General features: G+C 66.5%; 15 protein-coding genes. 9 read left to right on the top strand and 6 right to left on the bottom strand.

The genetic code is table 11. The features are described 5' to 3' along the window. Positions 1 to 12 precede the first annotated feature (12 nt). The 5 genes from GUY30_RS01605 to GUY30_RS01585 all read left to right on the top strand — a co-directional run bounded on the left by GUY30_RS01605 (position 13) and on the right by GUY30_RS01585 (position 5423). Positions 13 to 828, top strand: a complete 816-nt coding sequence (locus GUY30_RS01605) for a class I SAM-dependent methyltransferase (RefSeq protein WP_167193547.1) — start codon at positions 13 to 15, stop codon at positions 826 to 828. A gap of 88 nt (positions 829 to 916) precedes the next feature. Continuing rightward, positions 917 to 1429, top strand: coding sequence for a hypothetical protein (locus tag GUY30_RS01600; RefSeq protein WP_167193545.1), 513 nt, complete (start codon positions 917 to 919; stop codon positions 1427 to 1429). Positions 1430 to 1593: 164 nt separating this feature from the next. Next, on the top strand, positions 1594 to 2775 hold the full coding sequence (locus tag GUY30_RS01595; protein WP_208091465.1) for a methyltransferase domain-containing protein: 1182 nt from the start codon (positions 1594 to 1596) through the stop codon (positions 2773 to 2775). A gap of 258 nt (positions 2776 to 3033) precedes the next feature. Next, positions 3034 to 3414, top strand: a complete 381-nt coding sequence (locus GUY30_RS01590; protein ID WP_167193543.1) for a VOC family protein — start codon at positions 3034 to 3036, stop codon at positions 3412 to 3414. Between the two features lie 494 nt (positions 3415 to 3908). Then, positions 3909 to 5423 (top strand): BCCT family transporter, encoded by a 1515-nt coding sequence (locus GUY30_RS01585; protein WP_228281586.1) that lies wholly within the window; start codon positions 3909 to 3911, stop codon positions 5421 to 5423. A gap of 49 nt (positions 5424 to 5472) precedes the next feature. Here the strand turns inward: GUY30_RS01585 and GUY30_RS01580 are convergent, their stop codons facing one another. From GUY30_RS01580 to hutI, 5 genes are all read right to left on the bottom strand, one after another. Continuing rightward, on the bottom strand, positions 5473 to 6216 hold the full coding sequence (locus GUY30_RS01580; RefSeq protein ID WP_039211444.1) for an IclR family transcriptional regulator: 744 nt from the start codon (positions 6214 to 6216) through the stop codon (positions 5473 to 5475). 3 nt (positions 6217 to 6219) lie between these two features. Then, positions 6220 to 7647, bottom strand: coding sequence for an amidohydrolase family protein (locus GUY30_RS01575; protein ID WP_167193541.1), 1428 nt, complete (start codon positions 7645 to 7647; stop codon positions 6220 to 6222). Continuing rightward, on the bottom strand, positions 7644 to 8912 hold the full coding sequence (locus tag GUY30_RS01570) for an allantoate amidohydrolase (protein ID WP_167193539.1): 1269 nt from the start codon (positions 8910 to 8912) through the stop codon (positions 7644 to 7646). The genes GUY30_RS01575 and GUY30_RS01570 overlap by 4 nt, the downstream gene beginning before the upstream one ends. Positions 8913 to 9032: 120 nt before the next feature. Beyond that, entirely contained in the window at positions 9033 to 10709 is a 1677-nt protein-coding gene (hutH, locus tag GUY30_RS01565; RefSeq protein WP_167193537.1) for a histidine ammonia-lyase, read from the bottom strand. A 35-nt stretch (positions 10710 to 10744) separates the two neighbouring features. Then, the gene (hutI, locus tag GUY30_RS01560; RefSeq protein ID WP_167193535.1) at positions 10745 to 12016 is read right to left on the bottom strand and encodes an imidazolonepropionase; all 1272 of its coding nucleotides are present in this window, start codon (positions 12014 to 12016) and stop codon (positions 10745 to 10747) included. A gap of 292 nt (positions 12017 to 12308) precedes the next feature. Here hutI and GUY30_RS01555 point away from each other — a divergent pair, with 292 nt between their 5' ends. Next, positions 12309 to 13199, top strand: coding sequence for an SDR family oxidoreductase (locus GUY30_RS01555; protein ID WP_167193533.1), 891 nt, complete (start codon positions 12309 to 12311; stop codon positions 13197 to 13199). A 142-nt stretch (positions 13200 to 13341) separates the two neighbouring features. On the opposite strand, the gene hutU is transcribed toward GUY30_RS01555, so the two are convergent. Then, on the bottom strand, positions 13342 to 15063 hold the full coding sequence (hutU, locus tag GUY30_RS01550) for a urocanate hydratase (RefSeq protein WP_167193532.1): 1722 nt from the start codon (positions 15061 to 15063) through the stop codon (positions 13342 to 13344). Between the two features lie 301 nt (positions 15064 to 15364). On the opposite strand from hutU, the gene GUY30_RS01545 reads away from it, so the two are divergent. From GUY30_RS01545 to GUY30_RS01535, 3 genes are all read left to right on the top strand, one after another. Continuing rightward, the gene (locus tag GUY30_RS01545; RefSeq protein ID WP_167193530.1) at positions 15365 to 16258 is read left to right on the top strand and encodes a LysR family transcriptional regulator; all 894 of its coding nucleotides are present in this window, start codon (positions 15365 to 15367) and stop codon (positions 16256 to 16258) included. Positions 16259 to 16527: 269 nt separating this feature from the next. Beyond that, positions 16528 to 17751: an acetyl-CoA C-acetyltransferase gene (locus tag GUY30_RS01540; protein WP_167193528.1), complete on the top strand. Its 1224-nt coding sequence runs from the start codon at positions 16528 to 16530 to the stop codon at positions 17749 to 17751. A gap of 218 nt (positions 17752 to 17969) precedes the next feature. Then, entirely contained in the window at positions 17970 to 19112 is a 1143-nt protein-coding gene (locus GUY30_RS01535; protein WP_167193526.1) for a CaiB/BaiF CoA transferase family protein, read from the top strand. The last annotated feature ends 52 nt before the right edge of the window (positions 19113 to 19164 follow it).

The raw sequence follows: 19164 nt of genomic DNA, 5'->3' as shown, positions 1-19164 counted from the left end.
AGGAGTGTGGACATGCCCGAATATGCCGACAGCAGTCGCACGCGCGACGAGACTCCCCATGAACGCCACGAGCGATGGGCCTGGATCCATGAGACGGCGGCGATGACCGGGTGGGATTTCTCCCCACTGGCCGGCCGCCTCGTCGCCGATGATCCGCCGTGGGACTTCGATCAGATCTGCCTCGATGCGATGGCCGAGTCGAGCAGATGCCTCGACATGGGCACGGGAGGCGGCGAGCGCCTCAGCGAACTCATCGATCGGCTCGACGAGGCCAGGCCTCCCGGCGAACCGTCGCCGACGATCTCCGCGGCCGAAGGGTGGGAGCCCAATGTTCCCCTGGCCGCCTCGACGCTGCAGGACTATGGCGTCGAGGTCACCCGGTACGACAGTGAGCATCACCCGGAGATGCCGTGGGGCGACGGTGAGTTCGACCTCGTGATGAATCGACACGAAAGCTATGACCTCGCCGAAGTGGCCCGTGTCCTCTCCCCGGGCGGGCTGTTCCTCACCCAGCAGGTCGACGGCACGGAGGCGCAGGAGTTCCGCGACCTCTTCGGCGGCGGGGTGGGCGATCTGCACCAGCAGCTCGAGCCGTGCGTCAGCGACGCCGAGAGTCAGGGCCTGTCGATCGAGGCGGCTCGCAAATGGCAGGGCACGATGCGCTTCACCGACGTCGAGGCGGTCATCGAGTACCTCGCCTATATTCCGTGGGACGTTCCCGGGTTCGCCGTCAGGTCCAACCTCGATGTCCTCAGACGCCTGGCCGAATCGAGTGAGCCGATCACCGTCACCCAGAAGAGATTCCTCATCGTCGCCCACAAGCCCTGACTCGCGCTGCCTGCAGGGTGGTTTTCCCGACGCCACTCTTGGGATAGCAGGGTGGGGCGCCGCCTTTCTGCGTCGATAGCGTCGAAGCATGACTTCGACGGACTTCTCGTACCCCCAGCCCACCGACGATGAGCTCGCGGCACAGCAGCCCCGAGTCCCCGCCCCTCCCGTCCATCCCGTCTATGCCTCGCCGCGGCCCGACGATCTGGCTGATGCGCACAACGGCGTCAACACTCGAATGGATGGCGCCGCCTCGGTGAAGTCGCCGGCGCTGGGCAAGGTGGCCGTGGCGCTCTCGATCGTCGCCATGGCCCTGAGCCTGGCCGCCTCGGTGATCCTGGGCGTGACCGTCGGGCCGTCCGAGGCCGCGTCCGGCTACTACTTCACGGACACACCGGATTGGTATCAGACCCTGGCGACCGTTCTCGTCGGAGTCCAGGGCCTGTGCACCTGCTTAGGTCTCACAGGCATCATCCTCGGCATCACGGCCGCGGTCACCGGGCGGGGCCGAACACCCGGCATCATCGCCATCGCGATTGCAGCGATCGCCCCGTTCGTCTCATTCGGCACATTCGTCGCCCTCGCCTTCATCGCCGCCTGATCTCCCGGCTCCGCCGCAAAACGGGCTGGGCGTCGACGCACGGGTGTGCGCGTGCGTTTCTCGACGCCCATCCCGTTTTTCGGCGATCTGTCCGACTTCTTCTACGGTGCCAGACGATCCGGGTCAACGATATTCCGGAGCCGATCGCGGAATAGAATGAGGGGATGACGACCTTGCCGCTGACCCCCGCCTCGGCGGATCATGGGCGCCTGCACTGCGGGTATTTCGAGCGCGGGGAATGCCGTTCCTGCGCGCTCATCGAGACGCCTTATGGGCAGCAGATCACGGACAAGGAGTCCTGGTGCCGGGAGACCCTCGCCGAGGCAGCGCCCCGGATTTGGCTGCCGACCTTCGCCAGCGGTGTGCGGGATTTCAGGAACCGCGCGAAGCTCGCCGTCGGCGGGTCGGCCTGTCACGTGACCCTGGGCATCCTCGATCAGGAGTTCCACGGGGTCGATCTGCGTGATTGTGGAATTCAGGCCCCGGCGATCCGTGCGGTGATTCCGGTGCTTGCGGACTTCCTCGATGGCACCGGGCTCGAGCCCTACGATGTCTCTGCTCGCCGTGGGGAGCTGAAGTTCGTCCATGTCACGGCGGCGCCGTCGGGTGACCTGATGATTCGATTCGTCGTCCGAACTCAGCACGGTCTCGATGTGCTGCGGTCGCGGAAAGGGCCGCTCTTCGAGTTCATTCCCGCCGCGTCCGTGGTGTCGGTGAATCTGCTGCCCGAGCACAAGGCCGTGCTCGAAGGCAGCCGCGAGGAAATGCTCCGCGGGGAATCGCTGCGGATGAACCTCGATCGTGTCGATCTGCATCTGCGGCCGCAGAGTTTCTTCCAGACGAACACGCACGTAGCTATTGGGCTCTATAACCAAGTCGCCGCGTGGGTAGATGCGGTGGAGGCATCGAACCTGTGGGACCTCTACTGCGGTGTCGGTGGGTTCGCTCTCTACTGTGCGGGCCCTACCCGCCGGGTCACCGGGGTGGAGGTCAGCGAGCAGGCCATCGAGTCCGCTAAGGTCAGCGCCGCCGAGCTCGGCATCGACTCCCGGTTCCTCTCCGGCGATGCCACGGAGTTCGCCGAGGCGAACTTGGCGGCATCAACCGGCGTCGAACGACCGGACTGCGTGATCGTCAACCCGCCTCGGCGAGGGATCGGTGCACGTCTGTCGGCAGCGTTGGAGAATTCCGGCGTCGAGCACATCGTCTATTCGAGCTGCAATCCCGTCTCTCTGGCGAAGGATCTCGCGCGGATGCCCGCATATGAGGTGGCTCAGGCACGGATCTTCGACATGTTCCCGCACACGAAGCATCTCGAGGTCGCGGTCCTGCTCCAGAAGCGGTGAGCGCGCCTGCTCCTCGCTGGATTCTGCAGAAACGGTATCGCTTCGAGCCCGCAGGTTGTAGGCTCGTTGCCGATGACCGGACAGGCATATAGCCGCTCACGGATCGGTAACCCGGTCGACGGTTGAGCCGCAGAGGTCACGAGCGTTCTGCTCGCGGTCCTCCTCATGATGAAGTCATTTCTCAATTCTCAGTTCACCATGCCCGAAAACATTTCGGGCTATCAGCGAACCACCCTCCATCCGAAAAGGGACTTCATCATGTCAGCAACCTTCAACCACACCATCGTCGCCGCAGCCGATCCAGCCGCCTCGGCGCAGTTCTATGTCGATATTCTCGAAGCCGAGCACACCCAGTCCTGGGGACCGTTCGCCAACATCATGCTCTCCGGCGGGGTCATGCTCCAGTTCGCCTCTCCCCCGCCTGGGTACGACATCCTGCCCGTGCACATGGCCTTCCTCTGCCCGGACGACCACTTCGGTCGAGCCCTTGACCTGCTGAAACAGCGCGAGCTTGACTACTGGGCGGACCCACAGCGCACTCGCCCGCAGGAGACGAACACCGAGCACGGGGGTCGCGGTGTCTACTTCCTCGACCCGTCGGGAATGTATCTCGAGCTCATCACTCGTCCATACCTCTGAGCAGCTGCTGCCCCTCGCCGACCGATCGAGCCAGCGTCCACCGCTCGCCGCATAACTCGGCACAGCGACGACAACTCGAGCGGTCGGCGGGACCCGGCAGCGTCAGTACTCCACCGCGAGAAGACTCACACTCTGCTGTTTCCGCGCTCATACATGTGGCGATTCGGCGGCGAGCGCATAGACTCGTCAGTCGCACGGCCCCACGAACGACCCAGTTCGCGGGGCCTGTTGTGTAATCTGCCCGATCCCACCCGCTGAACCGACGATTGCTCATGCCCGCCACCGAGGCGGCTGTGAGTCCGGAGACCACGATGACGATGCTGAACTCACCCACCCCCGAACCCGCAAGCGGCACTGCAGGCGGTTCCGACCGCTCAACCGCGTCCGCTTCCTCGAGCGGGTCAGACGACCCTCCCCCTGCCGGCGGGGCCGGATCCGCACTTGATACTGCCGACTCCCCTACGGCACCCGATGCAGCCCCACACTCCAACCGAGTGGGGAAAGTCTTTGTATGCTCGGTCGCCGTCGTCATCGCCTTCATGGTGTGGGCGACAATCGCACCCGATGCGCTCTCTGACATCATGACGCGAGCCATGACGACAGTGTCCACCGGATTCGGCTGGATCTACCTCGTCGTTCCGTTCGCCGCGATCGCGATGCTCGTGTCGTTCGCCGCCAGTCGATTCGGTCGCCTCCGCCTCGGCTCGCAGGACTCGCGTCCCGAATACCGCACGATCACCTGGCTCGCGATGATCCTCGCAGCTGTGATGGGAATCGGCCTGGTCAGCTACGGAGTGGCCGAACCGATGTCGCACTTCATGACCCCGCCCCACGGACTGGCCGAGCCGGAGACCATGGACGCGGCGATCCGCGCAATGCAGTTCTCCTACCTCGACTGGGGCTTCCAAGCCTGGGCGATCTTCGGCGTCTTCGGACTGGCGATCGGCTACTCCACCCACAGAAAGGGCCGACCGGCACTCGTATCCACGATGCTGCGCCCCGTCCTCGGCCGCTTCGTCGACGGCTGGGTCGGCAACTTCATCGACATCCTCACCATCATCGCCACACTCTTCGGGACGACGACGTCCCTGGGGCTCGGCGCCTCGCAGATCGGCGAGGGACTCAACACCGTCCTCGGCGTCGATTCCACCATCGTCATGCAGATCATCGTCATCACCGTGCTCACCCTCCTCTTCACCGGTTCGGCACTGACCGGAGTGAGCCGAGGCATCAAGTACATCTCGCAGATCACGCTGACCATGGCGACTCTGCTGGGGCTGTTCGTCTTCATCACCGGACCCAGCGGCTTCGTCTCCAACCTGTTCGTCCGGTCCGTCGGAGCCTTCGCCGGAGACTTCATCGAACTCAGCTTCATGACACCCACGAATGCCGAAGACAGCGAATGGATGCTCGGCTGGACCTACTTCATGATGGCGTGGTGGCTGTCCTGGAGCGCCTTCGTCGGCATCTTCCTGGCCAAGATCTCGAAGGGCCGGACCATCCGGGAATTCGTCGCCGGAGTCCTTCTCGTTCCCAGCGCCGTGTTCTTCATCTGGTTCACCGTCATGGGCGGTTCGGCGATCAAGTTCGACATGGACGGGGCCCGAATCGGTGACGCCACTCAGGACAACCTCGATACCGCGTTCTTCAGCCTCCTCGATCAGCTGCCGTTGTCCATGCTCGCCTCGGTCTTCACGATCATCATGGTCATCCTGTTCTTCGTCTCCTCCGCAGACTCGAACACCTTCGTGCTCAGCTCGCTGTCCTCACGCGGGTCCTTCGCTCCCCGACGTCCCGTGATCGCGACCTGGGGCTTCCTCACCGGAGGCTGCGCGGTCGTCCTACTCCTCGTCGGTGGACTGCAGGCCCTGCAGCAGGCGGCGATGCTCTCAGCGGTTCCGTTCACCGTCATCGTGGTCGTCCTCGGCATCGCGCTGATCAAGGAGCTGCGCAGCGATCACCAGATCGTCGAGGAGGTCGCGCGCGAGCGACGAGTCCTCGGGCTCTGACGCTCGGCCCGACCGCGCCGAAAAGTCGGCGCAAGCGGACCGGACACATTCACCGCAGCTTGGCGGTCACCTCGGCGGCGGCGGCCTTGACCTGGTCGACGATCGGATCGGTGTCCTCGGGCAGGGTCTCGGTGACGAACGAGAGGCCGATGGCCGCGATCGGGCGACCCAACACGTCGAACACCGGTGCCGCGAGCGTCGAGATCCCGGGCGTGACTTCGCCGTGTTCGATCGCGGTGCCGGTCCGTCGCTCCTGAGCGAGCACCGCGTTGAGCGCCTTCACCGAGGTCGGGCCCTTGCCCGTGCGCGTAACGAACTCGGTCTCTGACTGCAGCATCGCGAGCACCTCGGACTTCGGCAGCTGAGCGAGGATCGCCCGCCCGGTCGCCGTGAGGTAGCTGGGCATGCGCACACCGGTGGCGGTGATGACCGCGACGGATTTCAGGGACTGCTCCTTGAGCACGTACTCCGTCTCCCAGCCGCGGATCACGGCCAACTGCGCAGTCGTCGCAGTATCCTCGGCGAGTTGCCGGACGATCGGCTGCGCCAACCGCTGCAAGGGGTTCGTCCGCAGGTAGGACGCCCCGAGCTCGTGCACGCCGGCTCCGAGCACATACCCGGATTCGGTGCGCGCCACGAGCCCGAGCTCCTCCAACACGGCGAGGATGTCATACGCACTCGACCGCGGGATCTCGAGCGACCGGACCAGGGCGCCGGCCGTGATCGATCGGTTCGACGAGGCCATATGCCGCAGGATCGCGATCGCCCGCCGCAGTGCGGGAACCTCAGCCACGACTCAGCCCTCCATCTCCAACGCGGCGAAAGCCTGCGCGTAGAGTTCGGCGATATCGCCGAGCTCGGTGTGCACTCCGTCGCGCACGCGGACCTTCCCGCCGCTGACGGTCAGATGCACATCGCTCGCGCTGGCCGTGAGGATGATCTGCTCGTCCAGCGACCCCATGGTGCGAATACTGTCGTTGCGCACGGCCACGAAGTCACAGGCCTTCCCCACCTCGAGCCCGCCGACGGGCAGGTCGAGGCTGCGCGCCCCGCCCGCGGTGAGCGCGGTGATGAGTTCGGCCGGTGAGAACCGTCCGCGCTGACCGGAGCGCAGCCGTTCCCCGGCTTCGAGTCCCTGGGTCTCCCGCAGGGCATCGAGGACGACGTGCTGATCGGAGCCCAGCGAGATCACTGCTCCGGCATCGGCGAGTTCACGGGCTGGTCCGATGCCGTCGGCGAGGTCCGCCTCGGTGCACGGGCACATGACGATCGTCGACCGGGAGCCGCCGAGGATCGCGATGTCCTCCTCGCTCAGGTGGGTAGCGTGGACGGCCGAGAGCCGGTCGTCGACGACCCCCGAGCGCGCGAGAACCTCGGTCGGGGTGGCTCCGTACGCCTCCTGGGAGGCTTCGTTCTCCGCCGGCTGCTCGGACAGGTGGACGTGCACGGGCCCGGACAGTTCGGTGAACCGCTGCAGGTTTGCCGCCGGGACCGCACGAATCGAATGGATCGCGGCTCCCACGTGGACGAAGCTCTCACCTGGGGTCTCAACGGGAAATTCGTCGGCAAAGGCGCCGATGAGGCCGGCATGCCGGTCCATGTATCCGTCGATCGTGCCGTCGCCGAATCGGGCCTGTTCGGCCGAGAGTTCGGAGTCGATGCCGCCGGTGAGGTAGCAGGTGTCGAGCAGTCGGACGCGGATCCCCGCCGAGGCGGCCGCCCGTGCCAGCGCTCGTTCCATCGCGTGGGCGCGGTGTCCGGCATCGTCGCTCGCGTCCCCGCGGGGACGCTCGGTGCCGGCTTCGGCGTCCCCGCGGGGACGCTCGGTGCCGTACGGCGTTCCGTCCTGCGCGTGGTGGACGTAGTGGAATTCGCCCACCGAGGTGTAGCCGCCGGCGAGCATCTCGGCGAACACTGCGCGCGCCACGGTCTCGTAGGCCTGCGGGTCGAGTTTCGCGGCGACGGAGTACATGACTTCGCGCCAGGTCCAGAAGGTGCCGCCGTCGCCGTGGGTGCGACCGCGCAGCATCCGATGGAAGGCATGGGAGTGGGCGTTGACTCCGCCGGGCAGGACGAACCCGGACACCGCCTCGGCGTCGGACGGAGCGGTGTCGATCCCGGTCTCGACGGCGGTGAGAGTTCCTGTGTCATCGGCGCTCAGCAGGACTCCGTGAGCAACGGCTCCGTCGATCCAGGCGGATTCGCACCAGTAGCGGGTGCTCATCGCGCACCTCCTGTCGTCGGGCCTGCCGCATTGCCGTCGGCCAGGGCGTTCTCGATGCCGAGTTCGCGGGCGAGCACCTTGACGAGCGCATCGACTCCGGCCCTCTGGTCGTCGACCTCGCAGGCCTCTTCGGGAGCGTGGGAGACTCCGGTCGGGTTGCGGACGTAGAGCATCGCCGAAGGCACATGGGGTGCGAGGATGCCCGCATCGTGGCCGGCGCCCGAGGGCAGCAGCGGCGCGTCCGGCAACACCGAGGTCAAGCGGGAGTTGAGATCGGCGGTGAAGTGGGTCGTCGGCGAGTAGGATTCCTGCGAGATGGTCACGTCGACATCGGAATCAGCGCCGTGGTCCTGGGCGCGGTGGCTGATCGCCTCGAGCACCTGCTTGACGACCGCGTCGTCAGGGTGGCGGATGTCGAGCCAGAAACTCATGGACGAGGCAATGACGTTCGTCCCGCCCGGGTGGATGAGAGTGCGCCCCACGGTCGCCACGGCGCTCGCGTCAGTGGCGGCCGCTAGGGTCGGGATATCCCCGATCACGCGGGAAGCTGCGACCACCGGGTCGGCGCGATGGCTCATCGGCGTCGTACCGGCGTGGTTGCCCTGGCCGGAGAAGGCGAAGTGCCAGCGACCGTGGCCGATGATCGAGGAGCCGATGGCGACGGCCTGATCGGTGTTGGTCAGACCGATGCCCTGTTCGACATGGAGTTCGATGAAGGAACCGATTCCGGCCAGCCGAGACTGGTCACGCCCGATCCGATCCGGATCGAGGCCATAGCCACGGGCGACGTCGGCGAAGGTGTCACCGGCGGCGTCCTTGAGACCGAGTGCACGGTCGACCTCGATGGCGCCGGTGAGCAGTCGTGAGCCGAGGCAGGCGACACCGAAGCGTGAGCCCTCCTCTTCGGGGAACACGGCCAGGGCGAGGGGCCGGGTGGACTGTTCGAGTGCGCCGGAGTCCTTGAGAACGTCGAAGGCCGCCAGCGCCGAGGCGACGCCGAGGGGGCCGTCGAACTCACCACCCCCGGGCACGGAGTCGAGGTGGGATCCGGTAACGACCGCGTTCGCACCCTGCGGGGTGGCCCATGCCCAAGTGATGCCGTTGGCGTCGATCTCGGTATCGAGACCGCGGCGGGCCGCCTCGGCGAGGAACCACTCACGCAGGTCCCGTTCGGTGTCCGAGAATCCGGGCCGCTGGTAGCCCGGACCGCGGGTGTCGCGGCCGGTGTCCTCGATCTGGCTCAGCAGCGAGACGACATCGCTCATTAACAGTTCACTCCGTTCGAAATCGGTGGGGTCCGGTGATGTGTCGGCGCCGTGGTCGGCCGGCCCTGGCATCAGAGGCCCGTCGGTCGGGTCCGGTCGGCGACCGGTCCCAGCCCGGTGTCAGTCCTGGTGGGTGGTGGCTGCTGAGGTGCCCGAAGCCTCGGCGGCGGCTTCGAGGTTACCCAGCGCAGTGAACTCGGGATCGTTGACGGCCGGTCCGCCGTCTTCCGGCTGCCAGGTTCCGGCAGCAGCGGTGACGGTGTGGGTCAGCGGTGCAACCGCCTCGGCGGCGGCGATAAGCGAACCGTCCTTGACCTTCGCGATGGTCTCGGCGAGTTCGGGCGAGAGGAACCGGTCAGGGCCTGGTCCGGGAACGGTCTCACGGATCTTCGCGATCACGGCTCCGGTCACCGGTGCCGGTGCGGCGTCGCGCATATCGCAGGCACGGGAGGCGGCATAGAGTTCGATGCCGACGACGGAGGCGAGGTTGTCGATGACCTTGCGCAGTTTGCGTGCGGCCGACCACCCCATGGACACGTGGTCTTCCTGCATGGCCGAGGACGGGATCGAGTCGACCGAGGCCGGGGTAGCGCCGCGCTTGGCCTCGGAGACCATGGCCGCCTGCGTGTAGTGGGCGATCATCAGTCCCGAATCGACGCCGGCGTCATCGGCGAGGAATGGAGTGAGGTTCTGGTTGCGGGCAACATCCATCATCCGGTCGGTGCGGCGCTCGGACATCGAGGCGACGTCCGCGGCGACGATGGCGAGGAAGTCCAACGCGTGGGCCAGTGGTGCGCCGTGGAAGTTGCCGTTCGATGACACCATTCCGTTCGTGAGCACGACGGGGTTGTCGATGGCGGCCCGAAGTTCGCGTTCGGCGACCTGGGTGGCGAAGGCGACGGCGTCACGCGCGGCGCCGTTGACCTGCGGGGCGCAGCGCATCGAATAAGCGTCCTGGACGAGGTGGGTGGAGTCGCGGTGGCTGGCGGTGATGCCGGAATCGGCGAGCGCGGCGAGCATGTTCGCGGCCGAGGCGGCCTGACCGTCGTGCGGGCGCAGTGCGTAGTGGAGCTCGGGGGCGAAGACGGCGTCGGTGCCGAAGAGTCCTTCGATGCTCATGGCCGCGGACACGTCGACGGCAGTGAGCAGGTTCTCCAAGTCAGTCAGGGCCATGATGAGCATGCCGAGCATGCCGTCGGTGCCGTTGACGAGCGCGAGGCCTTCCTTCTCGGCCAATGTCACCGGGGTGATTCCGGCGGCAGCGAGGATCTCATCGGCCGGCCCGGCCACTCCGTCGGGTCCTTCGGCCACGCCTTCGCCCATGACGACGAGGGCACACGCCGACAGGGGCGCGAGGTCGCCGGAGCAGCCGAGTGATCCGTACTCGTGGACGACCGGAGTGATGCCTGCGTTGAGCAGGTCGACATAGGTCTGGAGGACCTCGGCGCGGACGCCGGCCCGACCGGTGGCGAGTGTCCGGGCGCGCAGCAGCATGAGCGCCCGCACGACTTCGCGTTCGACGGGTTCGCCGACGCCGGCGGCGTGGGAGCGGATGAGGGACTTCTGCAGCTGGGTGCGCAGTTCGGCGGGGATGTGGCGCTGCGCGAGCGCGCCGAATCCGGTCGAGACTCCGTAGACTGGCTTCTCCGCCTGAGCGAGGGCGTCAATGGCCTCCCGGTACTTGTTCACCCGGGCCAGGGTGGCTTCGGACAGGGAGACCTTCGCGTCGTTGCGGGCGACGTCGACCACCTCGGCGAAGGTCAGCGTATCGGGGTCGAGATCGATGAATGTGGTCATGAAGAGCCTTTCCTTGTGTTCGTCGTGGATGAAGTTCAGTCGCGGGATCGGTTGTCGACGATGAGCTCACCGCCGGAGTAGACCCTCTCGACCAGCTGGACACCCGGCCGGTAGGCCAGGTGGCGGTAGCTGGGTGCGTCGAGGACGGCCAGGTCGGCGCGGGCTCCCGCTCCGAGGTGGCCGACATCGGTGCGCTGCAGAGCGTTGGCTCCGCCGGCTGTCGCTGCCCACACCGCCTGTTCGACGGTGAAGTGCATGTCCCGGACGCCGATGGCGATGACGAACGGCATGCTGTTGGAGAACCCTGACCCGGGATTGCAGTCGCTGGCGATCGCCAGCGATACTCCCGCGTCGACGTAGCGGCGGGCGTCGGGGTAGGGCTGGCGGGTGGAGAATTCGATGCTCGGCAGCAGGGTGACGACGGTGCCCGCCTCAGCGAGGACGGCGAGGTCCTCATCGGAGGCGAAGGTCGCATGGTCGACGGACACGCAGCCGAGTTCCGCGCCGAGCTTGAGCGCCCCTCCCCCGGTGAGCTGGTTGGCGTGCAGCCGCGGTTTCATTCCGACGGCCTTGCCGGCTTCGATGATCCGCCGGGTCTGATCCTCGGTGAAGGCACCGGTTTCGCAGAACACGTCGATCCACTTCGCTTTGCCTTCGGCGGCTGGGATGATCTCGTCGATGACGAGGTCGACGTAGCGTTCCGGTTCGTCCTTGAACTCCGGTGGGACGACGTGGGCGGCGATGAGCGTCGATTCCTCGGCGTGCCGGTTGATGATGTCGAGGGCCTGGATCTCGTCGGGCACGGTCAGCCCATAGCCGGACTTGATCTCGAACGTCGTCGTTCCCTGCCGCTTGGCCTGATCGAGCAGGTGGACGAGGTTCGCCTCGAGTTCGGATTCCGTCGCTGCGCGGGTGGCGGCCACGGTAGTGGCGATGCCCCCGGCCGAGTACTTCTGCCCGGCCATCCGGGCCGCGAATTCCTCGGACCGGTCGCCGGCGAAGATGAGGTGGTTGTGGCTGTCGACGAAGCCCGGGATGACGGCCTTCCCATCGAGGTCGATCGTCTCGAGTCCGCCGAGGTCATTCGCCGAGGTGACTTCCCCGTTGGCGATGTCATCGTCGTTGAGGCCGGCGGTGCCGGTCTGGTCCTCGTGTGCAGCGAGCGCGGTGTCCGCCTGTGCGGACGGTCCCGACCAGATCACCCGACCGGCGTCGACGAGCAGAGCGGCGTCAGCGATCACGTCGAGTTCGCCGAGACGGTCGAGATCATTGACGACGAGTTCGCTGATCCCGGTGAATAGCTGCATGACGGTCGGCCCTTTCCGATCGAGTGTGGTTCAGTCCCAGTATGGACTGTCGGCGAACGGCAGTGAACGGCCCAGAAAGATATTCGTCCGATATTTCGGACAAAGATTCATGCGGTCCTGTCGGAACGGTCACCCTCGCTGTCGGGCACCGGAAGCACCTGACACCTGGGCAAAGTCGTGACCCGAAGGCTAGCCTGGCTCATATCCATCCCGATCAACGGATCGCGGAACACGGACCCGACCACCGAACACACGGATACGATCATCGGACTACGGATGAAGGAGACGAACGATGACCACTGACAGCCACCTCGGCGAGGGATATTCCACCCGATCGCTGGCCGGACGGACGATCATCATGAGCGGCGGCAGCCGTGGAATCGGACTGGCGATCGCTCTGCGCGCAGCCCAGGACGGGGCGAATATCGCGCTGCTGGCGAAGACCGCGGAACCCCATCCGAAGCTCGAGGGCACGGTCTACACTGCGGCCGAGCAGATCGAGGCGGCCGGCGGCAAGGCCCTGCCGATCATCGGTGACGTCCGCAGCGACGAATCCGTCGCCGAGGCGGTCGCGAAGACCGTTGAGGCCTTCGGGGGGATCGACATCGTCGTCAACAATGCCAGCGCCATCGACCTCTCCCCAGTCGAGGACCTGCCGATGAAGAAGTTCGACCTCATGAACTCGATCAACGCACGTGGCTCCTACCTTCTGGCCAAAACGGCCCTGCCGCACCTCCGAGACTCGGACGCCGCGCATGTGCTCACGCTCTCCCCGCCGCTCAACCTCAATCCGGCATGGGCGGGCAGACACCTGGGTTACACGATGGCGAAGTACGGGATGTCGCTGGTCACGCTCGGGCTGGCCGAGGAGCAGCGCGAGGCCGGAGTCGCGGCGAACAGCCTGTGGCCACGGACGACGATCGCAACGGCCGCTGTGAACAACCTCCTCGGCGGCGAACAGCTCATGGCGCGCAGCCGCAAGCCCGAGATCATGGCCGAGGCGGCATGGGTGATCCTTACCAGCGGCCCCCGCGAGGTCACCGGCAATTTCTTCATCGACGACGAGGTGTTGGCGGCTCAAGGTGTCACGGACCTCTCGGCTTACGCCCATGATGCGTCGAAGCCCGGCTCCGTCGGTCACGGGCCCAACGACCTCGAGCTCGACCTCTTCCTCGACGAGTAGGGTTCGCGGCGCAGCCGATTACTCGCGGTCGACAATTCCCCGCGGCACACAAAAAGTCGAGCAGCACTGTTTCAAAACTGTGCTGCCCGACTTTTCTCGAGCTATTCAGCAGCCGGCCGCTCGACGCGGCGACTCCAACTGCTTACTGCGCGGCGGATTCCTCGTCGCGCTTGTCGAGCTCGGGGATCATCGGCACGCGCTGACCGCGCTCTTCGGCCACTTCGGCGGCGCGGTCGTAGCCGGCGTCGACGTGGCGGATGACGCCCATGCCCGGGTCATTCGTGAGCAGGCGGGCGAGCTTCTTCGCGGCCAGTTCGGTGCCGTCGGCCACGGAGACCTGACCGGCGTGGATGGAGCGGCCGATGCCGACGCCGCCTCCATGGTGGATCGACACCCAGGTAGCACCCGAGGAGGTGTTGACCAGGGCGTTGAGCAGCGGCCAGTCGGCCACAGCGTCCGTGCCGTCGAGCATGGATTCGGTCTCGCGGTAGGGGCTGGCGACGGACCCGGAGTCGAGGTGGTCACGGCCGATGACGATCGGGGCCGAGATCTTGCCTTCGGCGACGAGCTGGTTGAACAGCAGGCCGGCCTGATGGCGTTCCTTGTAGCCGAGCCAGCAGATGCGTGCCGGCAGACCTTCGAACTCAACGTATTCGTTGGCGGCGTCGAGCCAGGTGTGGAGGTGTTCGTTCTCCGGGAAGAGTTCCTTCAGCGCCTGGTCGGTGACTTCGATGTCCTTCGGGTCGCCGGACAGCGCCACCCAGCGGAAGGGTCCGAGTCCTTCGCAGAAGAGGGGACGGATATAGGCGGGGACGAATCCGGGGAATTCGAAGGCGCGATCGTATCCGGCCTTGCGAGCTTCGTCGCGGATCGAGTTGCCGTAGTCGAAGACCTCGGCGCCGCGGTCCTGGAATTCGACCATGGCTTTCACATGCTTGGCCATGGACTCCTCGGCGCGGATGGTGAATTTCTCGGCGTCCTGGTCGGCTTCGTCGTGCCATTCGTCGACGCTCACGCCGATCGGCAGGTAGGACAGCGGGTCGTGCGCGGAGGTCTGGTCGGTGACGATGTCGACCTCGGCCGCCTCGGGGCGGTCGAGGATGAGCGGGAGGATCTCGGCGGCGTTGCCGACGAGTCCGACCGACAGTGCCTGCTTGTTCTTCTTGGCTTCGATGACCTTGGCCAGTGCGGTGTCGAGGTCGGTTTCGACCTCGTCGAGGTAGCGCTTGCCCTTGCGGCGGTCGAGGCGGGTCTTGTCGACGTCGATGATGAGGCAGGCGCCGCCGTTGAGGGTCACGGACAGCGGCTGGGCTCCGCCCATGCCGCCGCAGCCGGCGGTGATGGTCAGGGTGCCGGCCAGGGTGCCGTCGAAGCGCTTGCGGGCGATGGCGCCGAAGGTTTCGTAAGTGCCCTGGAGGATGCCCTGAGTGGCGATGTAGATCCAGGATCCGGCGGTCATCTGGCCGTACATCATGAGGCCTTCGGCCTCGAGCTCGCGGAAGTGCTCCCAGTTGGCCCAGTCGCCGACGAGGTTGGAGTTCGCGATGAGCACGCGCGGGGCCCATTCATGGGTGCGCATGACACCGACGGGCTTGCCCGACTGGATGAGCAGGGTCTCGTCGTCCTCGAGGTCGTCGAGGGTGCGCACGATCGCATCGTAGGCTTCCCAGGAGCGGGCGGCGCGACCGGTGCCGCCGTAGACGACGAGGTCTTCGGGACGCTCGGCGACCTCGGGGTCGAGGTTGTTCATGAGCATGCGCTTGGGGGCTTCGGTCTGCCACGACTTCGCGGTGATCTCGGTTCCGCGGTCGGCGCGGATGACGCGGGACGGGTCGTGCTGAGTGAACGACGGCTTGGTGGTCATGGGATTCTCCTTGTCGCTGTGTCCGACGAGGCGGATGCTTGGCTGCCGCTTCGCCGTCGCGCCGAGGTGTGGGCTCCCCTGCGCTGTCGGCTCTGACTACACATTCCATTCTGTCGGCTGGAGCAGAATGCGGAAGTGGCCCGCATCAAGTTCCGTCCGACATTTCGGACGTGCTCGAGTATGCGCCGCACACCCCATTGCCGACCGCTATAAAACAGCTCAGTCATTGATTACCCAACGTGCAATAATGATGGCCACCCGCATGCCCGACCGCCTGAACGTCTGACGAGGGAGATCGTCCATGGAGCTGCAGCAGATCCGCGCCTTCGTCGCCGTCGCCGAGGAACTCCACTTCGGCCGCGCCGCCGAACGCCTCGGCATGGCCCAGCCCCCGCTGAGCCGCACCATCCGCTCCCTGGAGACCGAACTCGGCGCCTCACTGTTCCAACGCACGACGCGCTCAGTCAGCCTTTCCCCCGCCGGTGAGGCTCTGCTCGAACCGGCCAAACACATGCTCGCCACCCAGCAGGCCGCCGTCGAATCCGTCCACCGCTCCTCCAGCGGTGAGGTCGGCCGCGTCCGCTTCGGCTACTCGCACCCGTCCTCCCGCGACCTGGCCGCCACCCTCGTGGCGGCCTCACACGAACGCAATCCGGGCATCACCTTCCACCTCGAGTCGACGGTCTACGCCGACGAAGGCCTCGAGCGGATCATGGACGGCACCCTCGACCTCGCGCTGGTCCGCTGGCGCCGTCGGCCCCCGCTCATCGCCGGCCGCCCCGTGGCGATCGAGCGTCCATGCGTCGCCATGCCGAGCTCTCACCGCCTGGCGGGTCGGAAGAAGATCGGCGTCGAGGAACTCGCCGACGAACCCTTTGTCCTCCTGCCCGCACGACCGAATTCGAACCTGCGCGAGACCGCCATGCGCCTATGCCTCGATGCCGGGTTCAGCCCGCGCACGGTCCAGGAGGCCCCCGATTCGCAGTCGATCTCTGCGCTCGTGGCCGCCGGAATGGGTGTGACGATCACGTTCGACTCCGTCGCCGCCGGCTACGACTCGCGGATCACCGCCGTGCCGCTCGATCTCCCGAACGAAGCCACCCAGCTCCACCTCGCCTACCGACTCGATCAGCAGGACGCAGCCCTGAACACGGTGCTCGATGTCGCCGAGGCGGTACTGCCGACCGTCCGCTGAGCGGCCTGGCTGCCGCAAGCCCGCCAGGCTGGCGAATCTTGCGAATCGAATCCAGCGACCCCGCATACCGTCACCGAGGCGACCCACCCACCAGTGCCGCGCCGTCACGATGAGGCCCATTCATTGAGACGCACCCTTGTCAGGCGCAATCCATTCGGATATGTTCATAAATGGGAAAGTATTAATACCAAATTCGGCAGTGATGCCGATCGTGTCGACGTTCCGGCCCCACAAGCGGGACGGTGCGACCGCAACCAGAGGGAGACCCTGTGTCCGAAGACATCGTCATCTGTGAACCTCTCCGCTCCCCCGTGGGCGGATTCGGCGGACAGTTCAAGGACGTTCCGCACGAGGAGCTCGGCCGTCAGGTCCTGAAAGCTCTGCTGGAGAAGACCAACCTGCCGGGTGAAGCCATTGAGGATGTCGTCCTCGGCAACTGCTATCCGCACATGGAGACCCCGGCGATCGGCCGCGTCGTCGCCCTCAACGCGGGACTGCCGATCACCGTTCCGGGCCGTCAGGTCGACCGCCGCTGCGGCTCCGGCCTGCAGGCGATCGCTGACGCCCACGCGATGATCTCGGCCGGCTATGCGGACCTCGTCGTCGCCGGCGGCGTCGAGTCGATGAGCCGCGCACCGTTCTTCAATGAGGAGATCCGCTGGGGCATCAGGGGCGGCAACGTCGAGCTCAAAGACGGCCTCGTCCGCGGCCGCCTCACCGCCGGCGGCAATGACTACCCGGTGCCGGGCGGAATGATCGAAACCGCGGAGAACCTGCGCCGTGAGTACAAGATCTCGCGGGAGGACCAGGACGCCTACGCCGTGGAATCGCACCGTCGTGCCGCCTCGGCGACTGAGGAAGGGAAGTTCGCCGACGAGATCGTGCCGATCACACTGCCGGCCACCCGGAAGACCCCCGAACAGGTCATCACGACCGATGAGCACATCCGTCCCGGGTCGACGGTCGAGAAGCTCGCGAAGCTCAAGCCGATGCTCGGGAAGTCCGACGATGAGGCCACGGTGACCGCCGGCAATGCCTCGGGTCAGAACGATGGTGCCGCCCTGTGCATCGTCACCACCGCCGCCAAGGCCGCCGAGCTGGGTCTGCGGGTCTTCGCCCGCATGCGCAGCTGGGCGGTGGCCGGAGTGCCGCCGAAGACGATGGGCATCGGTCCGGTCCCCGCGACCGCGAAGGCACTGCAACGCGCGGGTCTCGAACTCGGCGATATCGACCTCATCGAACTCAACGAGGCATTCGCGGCGCAGGTGCTCGCCTGCACGACCGAATGGAAACTGTCCGAATCCGACTTCGCCGAGCGTCTCAACGTCAACGGCTCGGGCATCTCACTGGGCCACCCGGTCGGCGCGACCGGTGGGCGCATCCTCGCCACCTTGCTGCGGGAGATGGATCGCCGCGGTTCCCGCTACGGAGTCGAGACCATGTGCATCGGCGGCGGCCAGGGCATGGCTGCGGTCTTCGAACGCGTAGCCTGACAGGACGGCCTCGCCTGAGGCTGATCGACTCGAGGAGCCAGCAGCTCACCGCAGGCCGAGTGAAGGGCCGTCCGCGTCTGTCGCGGGCGGCCCTTCACGCCGACTCAGGCCACCCCAGGGACGGACCGCCCGTCAGCGCTCGATCCAGTCCGACACCTCGGACGAAATCCGCGGAGACCCCGTTGTCTTCGCCCAGGTCAGCGCCGAGGATGAGGAACATGAACGCAACGAAGCAGCTGCTGACCGGGGTTCGGGTCGCCGATTTCTCCCGAGTCCTCGCCGGCCCCTACGCCACGGCGATGCTCGCCGATCAGGGCGCCGAGGTCATCAAGATCGAGATGCCCGGCCACGGGGACGATTCCCGACATCTCGGACCCTTCACAGATTCCGGGTCGACTTACTTCACCGGACTCAACCGCGGAAAGCGCTCGATCGAGGCCGATCTCAAGGACCCGGAAGACCACGCTCGACTGCTCGATCTCATCGCGAGCTGCGATGTCGTCGTCGAGAACTTCCGGCCCGGCGTCGCCGCGAAGCTCGGCCTGTCCTATGAGGACCTCAAGGCCGTCAAACCCGATATCGTCTACGCGTCGATCTCCGGCTTCGGACAGCACGGCACCCAAGCCAAACGCCCCGCCTACGACACGGTCATCCAGGCCCTGAGCGGCCTCATGGCCTCGACCGGCTTCCCCGACGGCTCCCCCACCCGAGTCGGCGAATCCATCGCCGACGTCTCCGCCGGAGTCTTCGCCGCCTTCGGCATCTCCTCGGCGCTCTTCCACCGCCAGACGACCGGCGAAGGTGCCCATATCGACATTCCGATGCTCGACGTCATGCTCGCCATGCAGCCGACGAACGCCTCCCTCCGCTCCGCTGGATCCGCCCCCACCCGGGTCGGCAACCGCCACCCCGTCTCGGCACCGTTCGACACCTATCGCGCCGCCGACGGACTCCTCGTCATCGCCGTGGCCAACGACCGGCTCTTCGGTACTCTTGCCCAGACCCTCGGCAAGCCGGAGCTGGCCACCGATCCGCGCTTCGCCACCGACGCTCATCGGTCGGACAACGACGACGCGCTGCGCATCGAGATCGAAGAATTCACCACCGGGCGCACCGTGACCGAGCTGTGCGAGATCTTCGATGCCGCCGGAATCCCGAACTCCCCCGTCCTCGATTTCGCCGAGGCGGTCACCGGCCCCATCGGCTCCGATCGCGATCTCACTGCCACCGATCCCCGATCCGGGCACGCCTTCCTCGGCCACCCGCTCCTTGTCGACGGCACCCGCCCGGCGTCCGCGCTTCCGGCGCCCCGCCTCGGCGAACACAACGCCGACTTCGCCGCACCCACCGACGCACGCTGACCTGACCGGCTGGCCTCAACCTCGCCGAGGCGGCGCACTCCGCACGAATCCC

The sequence above is a fragment of the Brevibacterium pigmentatum genome (genome assembly GCF_011617465.1).
Taxonomy (GTDB): domain Bacteria; phylum Actinomycetota; class Actinomycetes; order Actinomycetales; family Brevibacteriaceae; genus Brevibacterium; species Brevibacterium pigmentatum.
The sequence above is the reverse complement of the archived record's forward strand: the minus strand, read 5'-3'. Positions and strand labels throughout refer to the sequence as shown.